The 18678-nt window shown below is 64.2% G+C and carries 20 protein-coding genes; 11 read left to right on the forward strand and 9 right to left on the reverse strand.

Annotation, left to right across the window (positions count from 1 at the left end):
- Positions 1-94 precede the first annotated feature (94 nt).
- Both ISS97_RS10925 and ISS97_RS10930 read right to left on the reverse strand, forming a co-directional pair.
- On the reverse strand, positions 95-1216 hold the full coding sequence (locus ISS97_RS10925; protein WP_379986664.1) for a PepSY-associated TM helix domain-containing protein: 1122 nt from the start codon (positions 1214-1216) through the stop codon (positions 95-97).
- Between the two features lie 147 nt (positions 1217-1363).
- Positions 1364-2014 (reverse strand): YceI family protein, encoded by a 651-nt coding sequence (locus ISS97_RS10930; RefSeq protein ID WP_379986663.1) that lies wholly within the window; start codon positions 2012-2014, stop codon positions 1364-1366.
- A gap of 242 nt (positions 2015-2256) precedes the next feature.
- Here ISS97_RS10930 and ISS97_RS10935 point away from each other — a divergent pair, with 242 nt between their 5' ends.
- Positions 2257-3126, forward strand: coding sequence for an energy transducer TonB (locus ISS97_RS10935; RefSeq protein WP_379986662.1), 870 nt, complete (start codon positions 2257-2259; stop codon positions 3124-3126).
- Positions 3127-3189: 63 nt separating this feature from the next.
- Positions 3190-4050 carry an energy transducer TonB gene (locus ISS97_RS10940; protein WP_379986661.1) on the forward strand — a complete coding sequence of 287 codons (861 nt, stop codon included), beginning with the start codon at positions 3190-3192 and terminating at the stop codon, positions 4048-4050.
- A 15-nt stretch (positions 4051-4065) separates the two neighbouring features.
- Here ISS97_RS10940 and ISS97_RS10945 read toward each other — a convergent pair whose 3' ends face one another.
- Positions 4066-4848, reverse strand: a complete 783-nt coding sequence (locus tag ISS97_RS10945) for a LytR/AlgR family response regulator transcription factor (protein WP_379986660.1) — start codon at positions 4846-4848, stop codon at positions 4066-4068.
- On the reverse strand, positions 4845-5939 hold the full coding sequence (locus tag ISS97_RS10950) for a sensor histidine kinase (RefSeq protein ID WP_379986659.1): 1095 nt from the start codon (positions 5937-5939) through the stop codon (positions 4845-4847). Before ISS97_RS10950 ends, ISS97_RS10945 begins: the two co-directional genes overlap by 4 nt.
- 216 nt (positions 5940-6155) lie before the next feature.
- Between ISS97_RS10950 and ISS97_RS10955 the strand changes: the two genes are divergently transcribed.
- Complete coding sequence (locus ISS97_RS10955; RefSeq protein ID WP_379986658.1) at positions 6156-6491, forward strand: hypothetical protein; 336 nt, start codon at positions 6156-6158, stop codon at positions 6489-6491.
- Position 6492: 1 nt separating this feature from the next.
- On the opposite strand, the gene ISS97_RS10960 is transcribed toward ISS97_RS10955, so the two are convergent.
- Together ISS97_RS10960 and ISS97_RS10965 are read right to left on the reverse strand one after the other, a co-directional pair.
- A complete protein-coding gene (locus ISS97_RS10960; RefSeq protein WP_379986657.1) occupies positions 6493-7428 on the reverse strand; it encodes an alpha/beta hydrolase in 936 nt (311 codons plus the stop codon).
- A 19-nt stretch (positions 7429-7447) separates the two neighbouring features.
- Positions 7448-8050, reverse strand: a complete 603-nt coding sequence (locus tag ISS97_RS10965; protein ID WP_379986656.1) for a TetR/AcrR family transcriptional regulator — start codon at positions 8048-8050, stop codon at positions 7448-7450.
- A gap of 109 nt (positions 8051-8159) precedes the next feature.
- On the opposite strand from ISS97_RS10965, the gene ISS97_RS10970 reads away from it, so the two are divergent.
- The 3 genes from ISS97_RS10970 to ISS97_RS10980 all read left to right on the forward strand — a co-directional run bounded on the left by ISS97_RS10970 (position 8160) and on the right by ISS97_RS10980 (position 9974).
- Entirely contained in the window at positions 8160-8957 is a 798-nt protein-coding gene (locus tag ISS97_RS10970; protein WP_379986655.1) for a M48 family metallopeptidase, read from the forward strand.
- Positions 8958-9157: 200 nt separating this feature from the next.
- Positions 9158-9487 carry a hypothetical protein gene (locus tag ISS97_RS10975; RefSeq protein WP_379986654.1) on the forward strand — a complete coding sequence of 110 codons (330 nt, stop codon included), beginning with the start codon at positions 9158-9160 and terminating at the stop codon, positions 9485-9487.
- Between the two features lie 130 nt (positions 9488-9617).
- Complete coding sequence (locus tag ISS97_RS10980; RefSeq protein ID WP_379986653.1) at positions 9618-9974, forward strand: hypothetical protein; 357 nt, start codon at positions 9618-9620, stop codon at positions 9972-9974.
- A 397-nt stretch (positions 9975-10371) separates the two neighbouring features.
- Here the strand turns inward: ISS97_RS10980 and pdxR are convergent, their stop codons facing one another.
- The 3 genes from pdxR to ISS97_RS10995 form a co-directional block, all read right to left on the reverse strand.
- Positions 10372-11814: a MocR-like pyridoxine biosynthesis transcription factor PdxR gene (gene pdxR / locus ISS97_RS10985; protein ID WP_379986652.1), complete on the reverse strand. Its 1443-nt coding sequence runs from the start codon at positions 11812-11814 to the stop codon at positions 10372-10374.
- Between the two features lie 179 nt (positions 11815-11993).
- The gene (locus ISS97_RS10990) at positions 11994-12539 is read right to left on the reverse strand and encodes a helix-turn-helix domain-containing protein (protein WP_379986651.1); all 546 of its coding nucleotides are present in this window, start codon (positions 12537-12539) and stop codon (positions 11994-11996) included.
- Positions 12540-13023: 484 nt separating this feature from the next.
- A complete protein-coding gene (locus ISS97_RS10995) occupies positions 13024-13764 on the reverse strand; it encodes an AraC family transcriptional regulator (protein ID WP_379986891.1) in 741 nt (246 codons plus the stop codon).
- Positions 13765-13906: 142 nt separating this feature from the next.
- Here ISS97_RS10995 and ISS97_RS11000 point away from each other — a divergent pair, with 142 nt between their 5' ends.
- The 5 genes from ISS97_RS11000 (at position 13907) to ISS97_RS11020 (ending at position 18678) form a co-directional block, all read left to right on the forward strand.
- Complete coding sequence (locus ISS97_RS11000; RefSeq protein WP_379986650.1) at positions 13907-14848, forward strand: 4-hydroxyproline epimerase; 942 nt, start codon at positions 13907-13909, stop codon at positions 14846-14848.
- Positions 14845-15957 carry an NAD(P)/FAD-dependent oxidoreductase gene (locus ISS97_RS11005; RefSeq protein ID WP_379986649.1) on the forward strand — a complete coding sequence of 371 codons (1113 nt, stop codon included), beginning with the start codon at positions 14845-14847 and terminating at the stop codon, positions 15955-15957. The genes ISS97_RS11000 and ISS97_RS11005 overlap by 4 nt, the downstream gene beginning before the upstream one ends.
- Positions 15954-16199, forward strand: coding sequence for a (2Fe-2S)-binding protein (locus ISS97_RS11010; RefSeq protein ID WP_379986648.1), 246 nt, complete (start codon positions 15954-15956; stop codon positions 16197-16199). Before ISS97_RS11005 ends, ISS97_RS11010 begins: the two co-directional genes overlap by 4 nt.
- Positions 16200-16460: 261 nt before the next feature.
- Entirely contained in the window at positions 16461-17780 is a 1320-nt protein-coding gene (locus ISS97_RS11015) for an FAD-dependent oxidoreductase (protein WP_379986647.1), read from the forward strand.
- Entirely contained in the window at positions 17773-18678 is a 906-nt protein-coding gene (locus ISS97_RS11020) for a dihydrodipicolinate synthase family protein (RefSeq protein ID WP_379986646.1), read from the forward strand. The genes ISS97_RS11015 and ISS97_RS11020 overlap by 8 nt, the downstream gene beginning before the upstream one ends.

Raw genomic sequence — 18678 nt, forward strand, 5'->3', positions numbered from 1 at the left:
GCAACTCCGACATCGTGTGCTTGATCCCGACAATTCTAGTGGGGATCGCTGTTAAGCGCGCGATGCCGGCCGGCGTACCGGCGCGTACGGGTGCCTAGCCGGAAGCGCGCTGCGCGTGCTTCCGATGCCGCGTGCGTGTCCACCAGAACAGGAAACCGGTGACGGCAAAGAACGCCGGCAACACGCCGACGATGGCAATCACGAATTGCCAGGTGGAGCCGCCGACCGCACCGGCATGCAGCGGATAGATGTTGTCGCTCCACCGGTTGCCCCGGCCCTGCTGCTGCGCGTCTTGCACTGCCATGACACTGGCGGTGTATGGATCGACCACCACGACACTGCGGCCGACCACATTCCATTCCTCCGGACCACGTGCGCGAATGATCAAGGCGGCGTTCTTCGCGCTGGGCAGCGTGATGCGGTTCAATTCCGCCTGCGGCAATGCTGCCTGCGCGGCGACGAGTGCCGGTAACCATTGCACCGGGGCGTCACGCGGCGTGAGCGTCGGCAACTTCGATGGCGCCTGCTTACCACCGAACAGACTGCTCAGCGCGGCACGCGTGGTGTCCTTATAAATCAGCGTGACGCCAGTCAGCGTACTGAGCAGCAGCAAGGGAAACGCGATGGCGCCCACACTCTGGTGCCAACTGCGCCAACGCCGAATGGGCGGCTGCGCATACATATGCACGGCATGGCGCCAATGCCCCTTGCGCGGCCACCACAGCACCAGGCCGATCAGCAACAGCGACAGTTCGACAATGCCGATCACGCCAAGCCACAACTCACCGGTCTTGCCGCCGAGAAGATGCGTATGCAGATAACGCAGCCACAGCACACAGTCGTTGTCCGGCGAGCGTAGCAGCAGTTGCCTGCCGTCGATCGGGTCGAGATAGACACGCGTCTGTCCATCGAGGAACAGCTGCCACACCGGCAAGTCCGCATCCGGCAGATCGACGCTGCGCAGCGGCAAGGGCCACCGGGTTTCATGGATGTGTTGCAGCACCGCGGCCTGTTGCTCCGCCGTGGGCAAGGCGTGCTGGGTCAGCTCGGGGTGACGCCATTTCAACAGCTCGGTCTGATAGGCCAGCACCGTGCCGGACAGCGCCAGCACGGCGAACAACAGACCGATGCTCAGGCCCAGCCACAGATGCAACTTGCGCAGGACGTCGCGCAGCCGCCAGCGATGGCGTACGGGCGGATGGGACGCGGGCGTCATGCCGCGAAAACCACGGCGGGGCGGGACGAGAAAAGCTGCATAAGGGCGCGGGCGAAGTGATGCCGGGCCGCGACCTTAGCACAGATTAATGCGAACCATTCTCATCAAAGATATCCCACCCCGCCATGACTGCCCTGCCCCCGCGGCTTACTGAGCTGGCGTGGCGAGGGCGACTTTTTTCGCTTCCGGTGCTTCATCGATCACGGCTTCCACCTGGATGCGCAGCGCTACATCCATCTTGAAGCCGTAATCCTTGCCACCGGTGATGCCAAACGCGTCGCGCTGGAAACTGGCGCTGGCATCGGCGCCGCACCAGTCGCGCTTGAACATCGGATGCTGGGTGCATTTGAACGAATGGATGGTGAGATCGAGCGGCTTGGTTACCCCATGCAGGGTCAGCTCACCCACGACCTTGGTCGGCGCGCCGTTGACGAAGTCCGTGAGCTTGCCCTTGTAGACGGCCTTGGGGTACTTGGCCACATCGAACAGCTCTGGTCCTCGCGCCACCTCGTTCATCTTGTCCAGACCGAAATCCACACTGGATGCGTCAACGGTGATTTCCACGCTGCCGGTACCCGCCGCCTTATCCAGCGTCACCTTGCCACTGCTGCTGTTGAACTTGCCGCGCCAGGTGGACAGGCCGCCGAAGTGATCGGCCTCGAAGCTGGGGTAGGTATGCATGGGATCGATGCTGTAGGTGGCCGCGCTCGCATGAGCACCGCTCATGCCACCGACGGCGGCAGCCATGAACGACGCCATGCCGACGGTACGCAGCGCGAAATAGGTCTTGGCAAACATTTTCAACTCCTTGAAGGGCAATGGGGACAAGCGCCGCCTAGTGAAAAGGTAATGCGTGTCAGGGTTTGAGATGGATGTCCTGCCGATGATCGGCATGCAACAACCGTCTTCATGGGTTAGACGAACGGGCGGACGCGTTTTCGACAGGCCGGCCCATCGCCGTTTTGCGCTAGCCACGGCAAAGGGGCGCGCGCGATACTCGGCCGTCCGCCAGACCCTCGCCCCAACATGGAGAGATGGAGATGAAACGGTTATGGATAGCGGTGTTGCTGTTGGTGCTTTGCGGGTTGGCCTCCGCCGAGGGGGTCTACGCGGTACGCAAGCGCGTCGAAGCCAGCATGGTGGTTACCGGCACGATCGTGGTGGCGCCTGATGGCAGTGTGCAGTCCTATGAACTGGACAAGCCCGACCAGTTGCCGCCCGAAGTGATCAGCCTGATCCGCAAGGCCTCCGCCGGTTGGCGCTTCGAACCCGTGTTGAGTGACGGCAAACCCGTAGCCGCGCGCGCCAAGATGAATCTGCGCGTGGTGGCCAAGCGCGAAGAAGGCAGCGAGGGCTATACCGCGAGAATCGCCGGCGCCACGTTCGGCGATGGCACCTCGGACGAGCAGGTTTCGTTCAAGGACCGCCATATCGCGCCCCGCTACCCCATACGCGCCATCGAAGCGCGCGTATCCGGCACGGTCTACCTGATCGTGCGCATCGACCGCGATGGCAAGGTGGCCGACGTCTCCGCCGAGCAGGTCAATCTCGCCCTGGTCGCCAGCGCCAGCGAATTGCGTCGCTGGCGCGAGATCCTTGCGGACGCCAGCATCCAGGCCGCACGCGAGTGGACCTACAACCCGCCGGCATCAGGCCCGCACGCCAAGGACGAATACTGGATCGCGCGCGTACCGGTGAACTTCAATCTGCATCAGATCGGCAAGCCCGATACGAACCGCTACGGCCAGTGGCAAGGCTACGTGCCCGGCCCGAAAGAACCCGTCCCGTGGCTGAGCAAATATCCGCAGGCCAGCGACGACAAGGGCAGCGCCGCCGACGCGCTGGCCGACAACACGGTGCATATGCTCGGCAGCGGTTTGCGGCTCGTAACACCGCTCGATCATTCCTGACGCGGCGACTGCACCAGCAACACGTTTGAATCCAAAGGGGGAGTAAGCATGAAACGGTTATGGATGGCACTGCTGTGCCTGGTGTTCTGTGGATTGGCCTCGGCCGAAAGCATAAGCGAGGTGCGCAAGCAGGCAGAAGCCAGCATGCTTGTCACCGGCTGGGTGGTCGTAGGGACGGACGGTCGCACGCAGTCACATGTACTGGACAAAGTGGAGAAACTGCCTCCCGAAGTTGTCGACCTTATTCGCCGCGCCTCTGCCACCTGGCGTTTCGAGCCAGTGATGCTCGATGGCAAGCCCGTAGTGGCAAAAGCCAAGATGAGCCTGCGCGTGGTAGCCAAAAGAGAGGACAACAGTAGCAACTTCGTTGTACGCGTGGCAGGCGCTACCTTCGGTGATCCGGGGGCCGAAGAAGACTCAGACTCGGTGCGCTTCAAGGACAGGAGAGCTCCCAAATATCCGGAACTCGCCCTCAGAGCGCGTGTATCGGGCACGGTCTTTCTACTGGCGCGCATCGACCGCAGCGGCAAGGTAGCCGACGTCGACGCAGAGCAAGTGAACCTCGACGTGGTGGACACCGACAAAGGCATGCAAACATGGCGCCGCATACTGGCCGAAGCCAGCGTCAGGGCCGCGCGTCAATGGACCTACGACCTGCCGACCTCCGGCCCGCATGCCAATGACGACTCCTGGATCGTACGAGTGCCTGTCGTCTTCCACATGGTGATGCCCAACGTATCGGAGAGTGCCTATTACGGCCAATGGCAGGCCTACGTGCCCGGCCCGAAAGAACCGATCCCTTGGCGTAGCAAGTACCCGCAGGCCAACGACGACAAGGGCGGCTCGACCGACGCGCTGGCAGACGACGGCATCCATATGGTCGGCAGCGGCCTGCAGTTGAAGACGCCACTCGACCATTCCTGACGAATACGGTCGACGCTATGGGTCTCGCGTCTGAAACCGCGCGAGGCCCATAAAGGTCTCGTGCTGATAGCGGCTCATGCGCAGCTGCTCGCCCGTGGTGAGCACCACCATGTGGTAACCCTTGAACCAGGGATGGATCGCCTTGATGCGATCGATATTGACGATGGCCGAGCGGTGTACCCGCGCGAAGTGGCGCGGGTTGAGCCGTCCCTCCAGGGCCACCATGGTTTCCCGCAGTTCGTAGACCTGCTTGCCGATGTGCAGGAGCACGCTGTTGCGATTGGCTTCGATCCAGTCGATGTTCGCGACATCAAGCAAAGTGACACTACCGTCGACCGACACCGGAATGCGCCGCGCGTAGCTTTGCTCACGGCGCAGTTCGGCCAGGGCCTGCAACACTTGCGCGGGCACGGCATCAGCCACGCCGGCGCCGGCCAATAGCCGGTGCTTGGCACGCCGTAGCGTGGTGATGAAGCGCTCGCGGCTGAATGGTTTGACCAGGTAGTCAACCGCATTGGCTTCAAAAGCACGCACCGCGTACTGCTCGAAAGCGGTGATGAAGACCGTAGCCGGCAAACGCTCCTCGCCCAGGCTGGCAATCACATCGATGCCGGTCATCTCGGGCATCTGGATATCGAGGAACACCAGGTCCGGTGCGCATCGGCGTATCGCTTCCAGCGCGCTGGCGCCATCGCCATATTCGCCCAGGATGTCGATGTCGGCGTCTTCACGCAGCAGGCGCACCACGCTATGCCGCGCGATGGGCTCGTCGTCGACCACCAGGGTGCGGATGCTCACGCTGCTACTCCGGCCGCGAAACCGGACTTCGCCGGCAGCGCGCGGAACGGCAGTCGCACACGACAGACCACACCCTTCGGCGTCAAGGCATCGAGGTAGATCGTCGCCGCGTCGCCATACAATTCCTTCAGCCGCAGCCGCGAATTCGACAGACCCACACCTCGCCCGAAGGCCTCTTCCTGCGGCATGTCCAGCGTGCTGCCATGGTTGCGCACTTCAAGGTAGAGACTGTCCGCATCGCGATAGGCGGTGACCTCCACCTGATCGCTGCCGGCATGCTTGCCGATGCCGTGATGGATCGCGTTTTCCACCAGTGGTTGCAGGATCAGGCCGGGCACCGCGCCATCCAGTGCGGAAGCCGCGGCATCCACGCGTGTGGTCAGGCGATCCTTGAAACGGATGCGCTGAATGCCGAGGTAGAGATCCAGCAACTCCAGCTCGCTGGCGAGGGCGATCTCCTGGCGGTCGTCGTCGAGATAGGCACGCAGGAGATCGCTGAGCCGCAGCAGCATGTCTTCGGCCACGGCGGCGTCTTCGCGGATCAGCGTCGAGATGGCATGCAGGGTGTTGAACAGGAAATGCGGTTGCAGTTGCATCTTCAGCACCTGCAGGCGCGATTGGGCGAGCTGTGCCTGCAACTGTGCCGACTGCACCATGCGCCGGTTCTTCTCGCGGTAGAAGCGCCCCGCATGCCAGATGACCAGCAGCATCCAGTACACAAACATGTCGGTGACGGCGTACTTGCTGATGAACTGCGACAGCTGTTCGGCCACCGGCGGTTCGCCGGGCTCAAGGATATGCGCCATCGATGCGGCGAGCAGCACCGCGCAAGCGGTGAATGCCACGCTGGCCAGCACGTGTACGGGAAGAAAACGCAAACGCCGTGAAGGTTCGATGGGATAGCGCGCCGCCAGCCAGAACACCGCCGGCGCCAACGCGGCGAGCGTGTACCACTGGATCATCGACCAGCGGATGTAGTCGCTCGCACTCCAGGTGAAACCGCGCACCGCATCGGTGGCGTATCCCTGCAGCGCGAAAAGCACCACCAGGATGGTCCACACCGCCATGTAACGCAGAAATCGCACCGGCATTCCCCCAAGGTCCAGGCCGGCGGAGAACATCGCTGCCGGCGCCCGCATCCTACACAGGCTTTCCATGTGGCGAATAGCGTTCGTCCATGCCGGCTACGATTCGTCCTTTGCTGGCTACGATTCGTCACGAATCGCTTTCCGGGCGGCCAACGCGCCCCTCCAATCCACACATCCGCGAGGTGTCGCGGAGACCGTCGATCTCAGGAGGGGACCTTCATGCGCATCGTCATGCTTGTTGTACTCGCGGCCGCACCGGCGCTCGCCGTCGCGCAGACGCATTATCTCGATCTCTACAACAACGCGCCGAGCAGCCTCGCGTCATTCGCGGTAGCGACAACCGGCACCAACGACTTCCACGACATCGCGCTAGGAGAACGGTCACTACCCGGCGGCGATTCGACGACGATCGCGCTGGAGCATGCTGATGGCGGATGCGTTCGCGATTTCCGCATGACTTTCGCGGATGGCCGCGTATGGGTTCGGCGCGGTTTCAACGTATGCCGGTTCCGCAGCTTTCACACCGGTCGTTCCGCACCGAAAGAACAGTCGTGACTCAAGCCACGCCGAACGGCAGGTTCGGCGAAGCCACCACGCGGTCGCCTACGATCTCGCCACGCAGGAAAGCGAATGACGCGTCGAGCACTTCCGGCGCATCCAACACTTTGTGATGACCCAGCCCTTGCGTGGTAAGCAAACGCGCCCCTGGCCAGTAGCGGGCGTAACGTTCGCCCTCTTCCCACGGCACGTCGCGATCGTCGAGGTCATGCACGATCAAACCCGCTTGGCCCAGTGCCGGCAGATGGCGATGCACCTGCAGCTCTTTCACCTGCACGCCGGTGCGTTGCTCATGCCACGCCAGAAAGGCGCCGCGCAGATGATCGCCAAGATGCACAAAGCGCAGGAAGCGGCCCGCAGCGGCTTCCATATCGGCGGCGGGCGCGATCAGGATCAGGCGCTGCGCCAGCCATTGCTCGCTCTGCGCCAAAGCCAATGCGGCGCCACCAAGCGAATGGCCGACGGCCAGCGCCGCATTGCCAAAGTGCAGCCCCACCGCGCGAATGGTGGTGATGAAGTCCGGCAAGGTGCATAGCTTGCCGCTGCTGCGACCATGGCCGGGCTGATCGAAAGTCACCACGGCAAGGCCCATCTCGCGAAGCTGCTGCACCCATGGCATAAAGCGCAATCCAAAGCTGGACCAACCATGCACCAGCAGCGCATAGGGTTGTGTTGACGGATCGCCCCACACATAAGTCGCGATGGTTTCGTCGCCCACCTGCAAGCTGCCCTGGCGCATGTCCTGATCCGGTCGCGCCGATTGCGCGCGTATGCGGCTGCTGGCAAACGGCGTGGCGAACAGGCGCGCGGCGCGATTCACGGTGCGCATCGGCGCGAGCCGTCCGCCGAGCGCGAAGCTGGCGCGCACGGCACTGAGTTTCAGCATGGCGGTGGTGGAATGCCGGCGATGGTTGGAGCCTTGCGTGCGTGACATGGGCGTGCTCCTGCGGGGATCAGGGCTGATAACTGGTGAACAGGCGATCGACGGCGGCATCGGTGCGACGGCGTGCCTCGTCGAAACCGAACAGGCCGGCGTCGTGATGCAAACCGAGCATCAAGGCGTAGATTTCAAAAGCGAGCTGCGCGGCGTCGGTGTCGGCATGCAGGTGGCCTTCCGCCACCGCCAGTTCGATCGATTTCTGCAGCTCGTCGCGCCAACCGGCCTGCTGACGCACCACACCGTCGTGCAGCGCGCCGTCGCGGCCGTCGTATTCGCTGGCGGCGGAAAGCAGCACGCAGCCGCTCTGATACACGCGTGCCCATTCGCACCAGTGGGCGATCACCGCGCGCAGGCGCGGCAACCCGCGCGGCTGCTTCAGCGCGGGCAGAAGCACCTTGGCCATGAAACGGTGGGCGCCGAGCTCCAGCACGGCCAGCTGCAAGTCTTCGCGGGAACCGAAGTGGGCGAACACGCCGCTCTTGGACATCTCCACCGCCTGCGCCAGCGAGCCGATGGACAGGCCTTCCAGCCCATCGCTGCAAGCCATGGCATAGGCCTGGTCGAGGATCAGGCGGCGCGTGGCGGCGCGCTTTCCGGTGGCGACGGTATCGTTCATGGCCCGGAAAATAGCACGATCGTTCGTTCTTTTCCAGAGGCCGGCGAACACGCCCTAGTGGCGGTCGCAAGGTTATGCTTCGCGTCACGTCTACCAGGGAGGTTTACGCATGAAATTCCGCCATCTGCTGGCGCCGGCGCTGTGCAGTCTGCTGGCTGCCTGTGCCACCTCGCCCACCGGCCGCTCGCAACTGATGATGGTGTCGGACAACGACATGAGCCAGATGGGCCTGAGCGCGTTCAACGACATGCGCAAGCAAGGCAAGTTTGTCGACTCGCCGCGCGAACGCGCCTACGCCACCTGCGTTTCCAACGCGCTGATCGGAGTGCTGCCGCCGCCGTGGAATACCCAGCAGTGGGAAGTGCAGATCATCGACGACAACAGCGCCAACGCCTTTGCCCTGCCCGGCGGCCGCATCGGCGTGAACCGCGGCATGTTCAAGGTAGCCACGGATCAGGATCAGCTTGCCGTGGTGCTCGGCCATGAGCTGTCGCATGTGGTCTCACGCCATGGCGCCGAGCGCATGTCGGACAACATGGCGACGCAGGCGGCCGTACTGGCCGGTACCGCTTATGCCGCAACCCGCGGCACTAACGCCGGCTATGCTGCCGCGGCTCTGGGCGTCGGCGCGGAAGTCGGCATCCTGCTGCCGTTCTCGCGCACACAGGAAAGCGAGGCGGATACGCTGGGTCAGCGCTATATGGCGCAAGCCGGTTTCGATCCGCGCGCCGCGGCAGCGCTGTGGCAGAAGATGGGCGCGCAAGGCGGCGCCAAGCCACCGGCGTTCCTCTCCACTCACCCTTCATCGTCGGGCCGCGCACAATCGCTGAGCCAACAGGCGCAGCAATTGATGCCGGTGTACGAACAGGCACGCGCCAGCGGACACACACCCAACTGCCGTCTTTGAGTTTCTGTAGGAGCGCACCCTGTGCGCGAAAGGGCCGCAGAGCGGCCCCGCCTCGCGGGCTGTCGCGCACAGGGTGCGCTCCTACCTCAGCCGACCGTTTTCTGAACAAACTTACGAGGCGTCGTCAACACGCAGGGCGGCTCTTCGTTTTCTCCACCTGCACGCTGCACATCGCGGCTGCGTTATAGAAGGAGAGTTTGATGAATCCGCTCGCACGCAAGCTTGCCGTATTGACCGCCATAGGCCTAGCGCTGGGAAGCACCGCCTATGTCCCCGAAGCCGTCGCGCGCACCAGCGTCTCCGTACAGATCGGCGTGGCTCCACCGCCGCCGCGCTTTGAACGCGTGCCGCCGCCGCGTCGCGGTTACGCGTGGGCGCCGGGTTACTGGCAATGGAATCCACATATGCGTCGCCACATGTGGATAACCGGCCGCTGGGTGCAGGCGCGCCCGGGCTATCGCTATCGCCCCGCAGGCTGGGTACGCCATGGCAACGGCTGGCGCTTCCACGACGGCTACTGGGGCCGCTGAACGCGCAACAACCTGCGATAGGTCCGCGCGTTTTCCAAAGCCAGCGCAAAGGCACGATGGATGAGAGTGTCGCCGCATGAAACGCACGCTCTCATCCGCACCATTCACCACATCTCACTGAGGCCTCTACATGTCGACCCGTCTTATTGCTCTCGCCGCACTCACCCTGCTTGCCAGCGGCTGCGTCGAAGAGCGTGTTGTCCACGATCGTCCCGTGGTGGTGGAACGCCCCGTGGTACGGCGCGAAGTGGTGGAGGAAGTGGTGGTAGCCCCGCAGCCGCCACCGCCGCGTGTGGTGGAAGTGGAGCCGATGCCGCGTCAGGGCTATGTGTGGGCGCGCGGTTACTGGCGCTGGAACGGGCGCGAGTATGTGGCGATTCCCGGACATTGGGAGGTGGTGCGGCCGGGGTATCACTATGTGCATCCGCACTATGAGCGTCGTGATGATGGTTGGCATTTGAATGTGGGGGTGTGGGTTAACGGGTGAGTCCGTTCGCCTCCTTTGACTGATGAAAAAGCCCTGCCAACTGGCGGGGCTTTTTTCTTTCTCTCTCTTCGGGTGCGGGTTCGGCTCTTGCGACGCCGCTTCTACTTCGTCATTCCGGCGTAGGCCGGAGGCGCTTCACAACAGCGAAGCTGGTCATCCAGTGGCGTTATCGCTCGGTTGTCGCGTCTGCGTGCCTTGGCCGCCTATGCAGCGGGCATTTCGGACGCCTGCCGGCGCCCGAGTTACTTTCTCTTTGCTGACCCAAAGAGAAAGTAACCAAAGAGAAATGGCCTGAGAGCAGGCGGTGCGCTTTGTAGCTGCGCCTTTTCCAGTGCCAGACGTTGGGATAGTTTTCTTCAGCGCCAGATCACCCAACCATCACGCACACGTAGGTGTGTCAGTACGCACCCGCTGGAACGGCGTCCAGGCATTCGCCGAATAGTTGCATTGCTTCGCGCAATTCGGCGACGGACAAGCTGCAGTAGCCGAGCAACAAACCCGATTGGGCTGGTGGCGTGAAGTAGTGCGGTGCCATGGGGTACAGGCCGAGCCCGCGGTCGTGTGCGTGCGTGATCAGTGCCTCGGCGCGGTCGTGGTCGTAGCCGTTCAACCAGGCCACTACGTGCATGCCGGCCGGCGAGTGCACTATCCGCACGCGTTCGCCCGCATGGCGATGCAAGCCAGCGATCATTGCTTCGCGGCGTGCGCGCAGTTCCTTGCGGGCATGGCGCAGGTGCCGTTCGAACCCGCCACTTTCCATGAAGTGGGCCAGCGCGGCCTGCTCTATGCCGGGGGAGGAAACGTCGCTGAGGTACTTGGCGGTAATGAAGTCCTCGCGCAGCGCCGCCGGCAGCACCAGGTAGCCCATGCGCAGCGTGCCGAACAGGGTCTTGGAAAAGGTGCCGGCGTAGATCACACGGTCGCCCTCGTCGAGCGAACGCAGTGCGGCCAGCGGATGCGCGTCGTAGCGGAATTCACCGTCGTAGTCGTCCTCCACGATCCAGCAACGCTTGCTTTCGGCGTATTGCAACAACTCAATGCGGCGCGACAGCGACAGCACGGCGCCCGTGGGGAACTGATGCGAGGGCGTGACACAGATGAGTTTCGGTGCTTCGTCCGGCAACTCATCGCAAACCAGCCCGTCATCATCCGAGCGCACTGGGCACAGCTTTGCACCGTGCGCCGCCAGGATGTGATACGCGCCGAAGTAGCGCGGCTCCTCCAGCACGGCTGTGTCGCCCTCATCGAGCAACACGCGTGCACACAGCGCATACGCCTGCTGGGTGCCGGTGACGATCAGGACGTCGTCCGGCTGCGCGTGCAGGCCGCGACGTCGCGCAAGGTACTCGCATATCTGCTGCCGCAATGCCGGCAAGCCCCATGAGCCGGTTACCGTCAGCGGCGAGTAGGCCGCCGCGCGCGCCAGTTCACGCCCCCATGCGGCATTGAGGGCGGGATTGGTTAGCGGGTCGCCGTAGCGCAGGTCGTAGCGCAGGCCGAAATGGAGACGACCGATCCGGCGCTCGCGGAACTGTCGCGCCCTCTCCGCATAGCGCGAGGTGGGGGTGTCGGCCGTGTTCGCGACATGCCGCAATAGCGGCGTGAGTTGCAGCCCGGTCACGTAACTGCCCGAACCGACGCGGCCGTTGATGAAGCCTTCGGCGCGCAACTGTTCGTAGGCGGCCAGCACGGTTGTGCGTGACAGCTCCAATTCGAGTGCTAGCTCTCGCGTGGGCGGCAGACGCGAACCAGCACCCATGCGGCCATCGAGGATGGCTGACTTGAGCACGCGGATCAGCTGCGTGTAATGGGGGCCGTGGCCATCGAGTTCCAGATACATGCCTGCACACTCTGAGATCGGGTTGGTCGAAGAGGGATTCGGCTTTCGAACGAGCCACTCATCATGCGTACGCATCTCACGCCAGAGAGTCTTGCGTGAGATACCTGGTCGCTGGTGGCACAGGTTCGAAATGATCTGTCGGGCGAAGCAGATACTCAGAACGATCATCGCGCTCCGGCTCAGCCGGACGCGGAGGAATACACACGCAGGTCCGTCTTGCGCAGGTAGACGGCAAGCATCTTGTGGAAGGCGATGAGTCGCCCAGCATCGCTTGGTCCCGGCTGAGTGAGCATGCCGTAGATTTCGGCGATCACCTCGGCCCGCTGCGTGAGACTCAGTGAGCCACCGACCAGCACGATGTACGACTGCAACACCTGCAACGCGGCAGCAAGCCGCTCGCAGTCAATGCTCGGCTGCCGATCCTGGGCGTCGACAACCGGTGACGCACTCTCCGCCAAACCATCCGTCATGCAGCCTTCGCCACTGATCAACCAGAGTGGCGATATGTGGAGCGCGCGCGCGAGTACGAGACAGCGATCGCGCGAGATGTCGCCATGGCCGTTGCGCCAGTTGCGCACTGTGCGCTCGGTGACGCCGCAGCATTGTGCGAGTGCGCTTACGCTTCCCGCACGCTCGATCAGTAGATCAATACGGTCGGAAAAACCCTGCGTATCGGCCTGAGCCGACGACGAGGGTGGCATGGCGGCCCATACGTAAGGTTGCATAGGCGCGGCGGGTTCGAGCGGAGACTCTGTAGCCGCGGCTATCAGGACGTCATCGGGCATGGATACCAAAGCGGACACAGGGTTCACTCCGGATCAGGAAGGCGGGAAGAAGGACTCACGCGGAAGCGGGGATCTTCCGGTGAGCTGGATAACGACGTTAAGCAGTTGAGTGGGGGAGCATCAACTTTTCGTTACGTGTTTCTGGAGACGAAGATAGGCGTGCGCAGCTCGGGCGGTACATAGCCAATTTATGCGGATCGCTAAAAGCCAATTGATGCACGGCGATTGGATATGAGGATTCGCTCCTTGCAATGCCGTTTCTACTTCGTCATTCCGGCGCAGGCCGGAGGCGCTTCACAACAGCGAAGCTGGTCATCCAGGGCGTTGTCGCCCGGTTGCCGCGTCTGCGTGCCCTGGCTCGCCTGCCGCGGGCTCTGTAGCCGTGCCTTTTCCAGTATCAGACGTCGGGATAATTTCTTCTGAATTATAAGCGCGCACTGCTCTCACGCTTCTCTTTCGCACTCGCCGTCGTCATCGCGCGGTAGTCCCTTGGCGTCATTCCGACTGTCGCTTTGAACTGCCGTGCAAATGCGCTTTGGTCAGCGAAGCCGCAGGCGAGGCCGATGGCGGCGACGCTTTGGTCGCCGGAGAGGAGGCGCATGGCGGCTTCGATGCGTAGTTTGGTCTGGACTTGCTGGGGGGTGAGCTGGAAGACGCGGCGGAAGTGGCGTTCGAGTTGGGCGACGGAGACGTCGGCGAGTTCGGCGAGTTTGGCGACGCGTACGCTTTCGGCGTAGTGCTCTTGCAGGTAAGCGAGGACGCGGCGCAGGCGTACGTACGTGGGGTGGCGGCCGTCGGGTTTGCCGAGGTCGCGGGAGATGCCGACGATGCCGCGCACTTCGCCGCGCTGGCGCAGGGGGCGTTTGCAGGTCAGACACCAGCCCGCGACACGATTGGCGAACATATGGACTTCCAGCTGGTTTTCGATCACCTCGCCCTCCAGCACGCGTCGGTCCTGCGAGGCGTAGGATCCACCGAGCGACGCGGGAAAGAGTTCAGTGACGCTGCGGCCAATGACGTCGGCGCGATGCTTGAGACCCAGGCGGCGCACCAGGGTGAGGTTGGCGTGGGTGTAGCGGCCGTTGCCGTCTTTGACGAAGAACACTACGTCGGGCAGTGCATCGAAGAGTGCTTCTAGCTCATCGGCCGAAATCTTCATTTCCATCGAACCCCCATCATTGTGCGCCCACCTTTTTTGCACTTGCAGCATAGGATGCGCAAGTGTTTTCGTATTGTGCCGATTTCCGCATCGCCGGCTGCCAAGCGTTTCTAGACGTCCAATCGCCTGCAAAGCGAGCATAGACGCCATGCACACCATAGACGTGATCGACTCCCACACTGGCGGCGAACCGACTCGTGTCGTCATCGCCGGCTTCCCCGATCTGGGCACCGGCAGCCTGATGGAACAGCGCGAACGCTTCCGCCGCGAGTTCGATCGATGGCGCAGCGCCATTGCCTGCGAGCCGCGCGGTTCGTCCACCGTAGTGGGGGCGCTGCTGCTGCCGCCGCAGACGGCGGAAGCCTGCGCGGGCGTGATCTTCTTCAACAATGTCAGCTATCTCGGCATGTGCGGCCACGGCACCATCGGCCTGGTGCGCACGCTGCAGCATCTGGGCCGTATCGGTCCCGGCATGCACCGCATTGAGACGCCAGTCGGCACGGTGGGCGCGGAGCTGCATGAGGACGGCCGCGTTTCCATCGACAACGTGGAGAGCTACCGCCATGCCAGCAACGTGCAGATCGAGGTGCCGGGTTACGGCACGGTGCACGGCGATATCGCCTGGGGTGGCAACTGGTTCTTCATCACCAAGGACACGCCGCTGCCGCTGGAGATCCATCATCAGCGCGAACTCACGGTCTATACCGAAGCGGTGCGGCGCGCGCTGGTAGCGCGCGACATCACCGGCGCGGACAACGGTGAAATCGACCATATCGAGATCAATGCCGATTCGCCGGTGGCCGGCATGGATGGGCGCAACTTCGTACTCTGCCCCGGCCTTGCCTACGACCGCTCGCCCTGCGGCACCGGCACCAGCGCGAAGCTGGCCTGCCTGGCCGCTGATGGCAAGCTGGCGCCGGGCGAGACATGGCGGCAGGAAAGCATTCTCGGCAGCGTGTTCGAGGGCCGCTATACGCCTGGCACGCGCGGGGTGCTGCCGCGAATCACGGGCACTGCCTATGTGGTGGCGCGCTCCACCTTGCTGTTCGACGAAGCCGACGCCTTTACCTGGGGCAGCGGCGCGGAATGAAGGCGGCTGCCGCCAGCTTTGACCTGATCGTGGTCGGCGCCGGCATGGTCGGCGCTGCCTGTGCCGATGCGGCGAGCGCGGATGGCTTGCGCGTCGCCATCGTCGAGCCCGGTCCGATCGGTGGCGGCGCGACGGCGGCGGCGATGGGCCATCTGGTAGCGATGGACGATGACCCGGCCGAGCTGGCGTTGTCGCGCTATTCGCTGCGGCAATGGGAAGCCTTTGCCGATTTGAAGGAAGCCGAATTCAGCCGCTGCGGCACGCTATGGGTCGCACGCGGCGATGCCGAACTGGCCTCTGCCGCAGCGCGCAGTGTGCGCCTGGCCGCGGCTGGCATCGAAGCGCATGTACTCGATGCCCAAAACCTCTACGAGTTGGAGCCGGCGCTCGCGCCCGGCATGAGCGGCGGCATGCTGGTGCCGCGCGAGGCCGTGGTGTATCCGCCGCGCGTGGCGCGTTACCTGGTGCAGCGCGCGCAATCGCGTGGCGCGCGGCTTTATGCCGGCCGTCGCGTACAAGCCCTTCCGCGTGGTGGCGCACAACTTGACGATGGCAGCACCCTCAGCGGTCCCGTACTGGTCGCCACCGGCTGCGCCCTGCCCTCGCTGCTGCCGCAGTTACCGATGCGTGGCCGCAAAGGGCATCTGGTGATCACCGAGCGCTATCCGAACCTGCTGCGCCACCAGTTGCTCGAACTCGGTTACGCGGACAGTGCGCACGGCGATGCCGACAGCAGTGTCGCCTTCAACGTGCAGCCGCGCCCTACCGGACAGATCCTGATCGGCTCGTCACGCGAGTTCAGCGCCACCGACGCCGCGGTCTCGCCCGCGATGCTGCAACGTATGCTGGAACGCTGCTTCGCTTTCGTTCCCGCGCTGCGCGAGCTGCAGGCTTTGCGCGCATGGACCGGCTTTCGTCCGACCACGCCGGATGGCCGACCTTACCTCGGCGCCGTACCTGGCGGCACTGACCAATGGGTCGCGGCTGGCCACGAGGGGCTCGGCGTGACCACCGCCCTGGGCAGCGCGCACCTGTTGCTGGATCTGATCCAGGGCCGCGAACCGGCGATCGATCCAACGCCCTACGCGCCATCGAGGATGGCCGCATGAGCGGCATGGTCCGCCTCAGCATCGACGGGCAGGAGGTGGATGTGCCGGCCGGCGCGAGCGTGGCCGCCGCCATCGCGCACGTCAGCCTGCATTTCCGCCGCTCGGTGAGTGACGCACCACGCGCACCGCTGTGCGGCATGGGCGTGTGCTTCGAATGCCGCGTGCGGATCGACGGCGTCGCGCATGTGCGCTCATGCATGACTACCGCACGCGAAGGCATGCAGGTGCGCTGCCGTGATTAAGGCCACGCTGATGAAGTATCGCCATCGTCACCAGCCCTGTCTGTCCGCAGACCACAGGACCGTCGGCGAAGGCAGACTGGCCGTCTGTCGAGACGACGGGCCGAAGGTATGCGGACAGACAGGGCTGGCCCCGACATATGAGATTTCAAATGATGGGGTGATGCCTGGAAGGCTCGCCGGCGCCGCCGCGCGGCTTGCCAAGACGGCCAGTCTTCGCTGCGCCACGCGGCGGCGCCGGCGAGCCTTCCAGGCATCATGACGATGGCGATACTTCATCAGCGTGGCCTTAAGCGTTATGACGTCCTGATCGTCGGTGCCGGCCCCGCCGGACTTGCCGCCGCGCAGACGGCCGCCAGCCACGGTGTACGTGTCGGCCTGATCGACGCACAGGCGCGTGCCGGCGGACAGGTGTGGCGCCATGACGTGCGCCGCGCCGCGCCGCGTGCCGCGCGCGAGGCCATCGCAAATCTGCATGGCGTCGAACTGCTGACCAATCATCAGGTTGTCGCCGCCGAACCATCCGCCCTGCGCGTGGAAACACCGCAAGGCAGCTCCCTGCTTTCGTATACCTCGCTGATTCTTGCCACAGGCGCGCGCGAATTGCTGCTGCCCTTCCCCGGCTGGACCTTGCCGGGCGTGATGGGCGCCGGCGGTCTGCAGGCGCTGGTGAAGCAAGGCTGGCCGATCGCCGGCAAGCGTGTGGTCATCGCCGGCAGCGGCCCGCTATTGCTGGCTGCCGCGGCGACCCTGCGCGCACATGGCGCCCGGCTGCAAGGCATTTACGAACAAGCGCCAACGGCTCGCGTGCATACCTTTGCGCGACAACTTTTGCGCTGGCCGGCACGTGCGGCTCAAGCCGTCACGCTGCGTGCGCAACTCGCCGGTGTGCCGTATCGCTTCGGTACCTTCGTCCGCCGCGCGCATGGCGAAACCGCATTGCGCATGGTGGAGATCGAAGGGCCGCATGGCACGACCTGCCTCGACTGCGATCTGCTCGCGGTGGGTTATGGCCTGGTGCCCAACGTGGAGCTGGCGCAACTGCTGGGATGCGCGACGGTGCATCGCGGCGCGCATCCTCAGGTACAAGTCGATTCGTGGCTGCGCACCAGCGTGGCTGGCATCTACGCCGCAGGCGAAGCCAACGGCATCGGCGGCCTGGCGGTGGCGCGGCTCGAAGGCGCTATCGTCGGTCATATGGCGGCTGGCGATACGGCGGCCGCCGACGCATTGTTGCCGCGTCGCGACAAGGCCCGTGGCTTCGCCGAACTGCTTACCACTCATTTCGCACTCGACCCGCGCCTGCATCAGCTCGCCGATGCGCAGACCCTGATCTGCCGCTGCGAAGACGTGACGCTCGGCGAACTGGACGGCTTCAGCGATGCCCGTGCCGCCAAGCTCGCCACGCGCTGCGGCATGGGCGCGTGCCAGGGCCGCATCTGCGGCACCGTGCTGGCCGAGCTCGGCCGCTTTTCTCGTAGCGGCAGCCGCCCGCCCCTGTTTCCCGCACGCCTCGCCACCCTGGCGGGTGCGACGACTTTTCCCTTTCCGACGACGAATACCGAGGTAGCCGATCATGAGTAACGCATCCATCTGGCGCGGTGTGATTCCCGCCATCACCACGCCGTTCACCGCCGATGGCCAGGTCGACCATGCCTTCCTCGCCGAACACGCACGCACGCTGATCGACAGTGGCTGTACCGGCATCGTCCCGCTCGGCTCGCTGGGCGAAGCGGCCACGCTGAGTTTCGACGAGAAGCTGGCGATCATCCGTACGCTGGTGAAAGCCCTCGATGGCCGCGCACCCGTGATCCCGGGCATCGCCGCCCTCTCCACCGACGAAGCCGTGCGCCTGGCGCGCGAGGCCAAGGCGCTTGGCTGCTCCGGCCTGATGGTGCTGCCGCCCTATGTGTACTCCACCGACTGGCGCGAGATGGGTGCGCATCTGCGCGCGGTGATCGCCGCCACCGATCTGCCGTGCATGCTCTACAACAACCCCATCGCGTACAAGACGGACTTCTCGCCCGAGCAGATCGCCGAACTCGCGCATGAATTCCCCAATGTGCAGGCCGTGAAGGAATCCTCCGGCGACGTGCGCCGCTTCGCCGCCATCCGCTCGCTGCTTGGCGATCGCCTCGAACTGCTGGTGGGCATGGATGACGCCATCGTCGAAGGCGTCAGCATGGGCGCGCGCGGCTGGATTGCCGGCCTGGTCAACGCGTATCCGAAGGAATCCGTGAAGTTGTTTGAACTGGCCCGCGACGGCGGTGCCGATGCGGCGGCCGAACTCTATGCGTGGTTCCTGCCGCTGCTGCGCCTCGACACCGTGCCCAAGTTCGTGCAGCTGATCAAACTGGTGCAGGACAAGGTTGGCCTTGGCAATGAGCGCGTGCGTGCGCCTCGGCTCCTCATCACTGGCGCCGAACGCGAGGCCGCGCTGAAAGTGATCGACCACGCCATCGCCCGCACACCGGTGCTTTGA

This window comes from Dyella koreensis (assembly GCF_044904565.1).
Taxonomy (GTDB): domain Bacteria; phylum Pseudomonadota; class Gammaproteobacteria; order Xanthomonadales; family Rhodanobacteraceae; genus Dyella_D; species Dyella_D koreensis.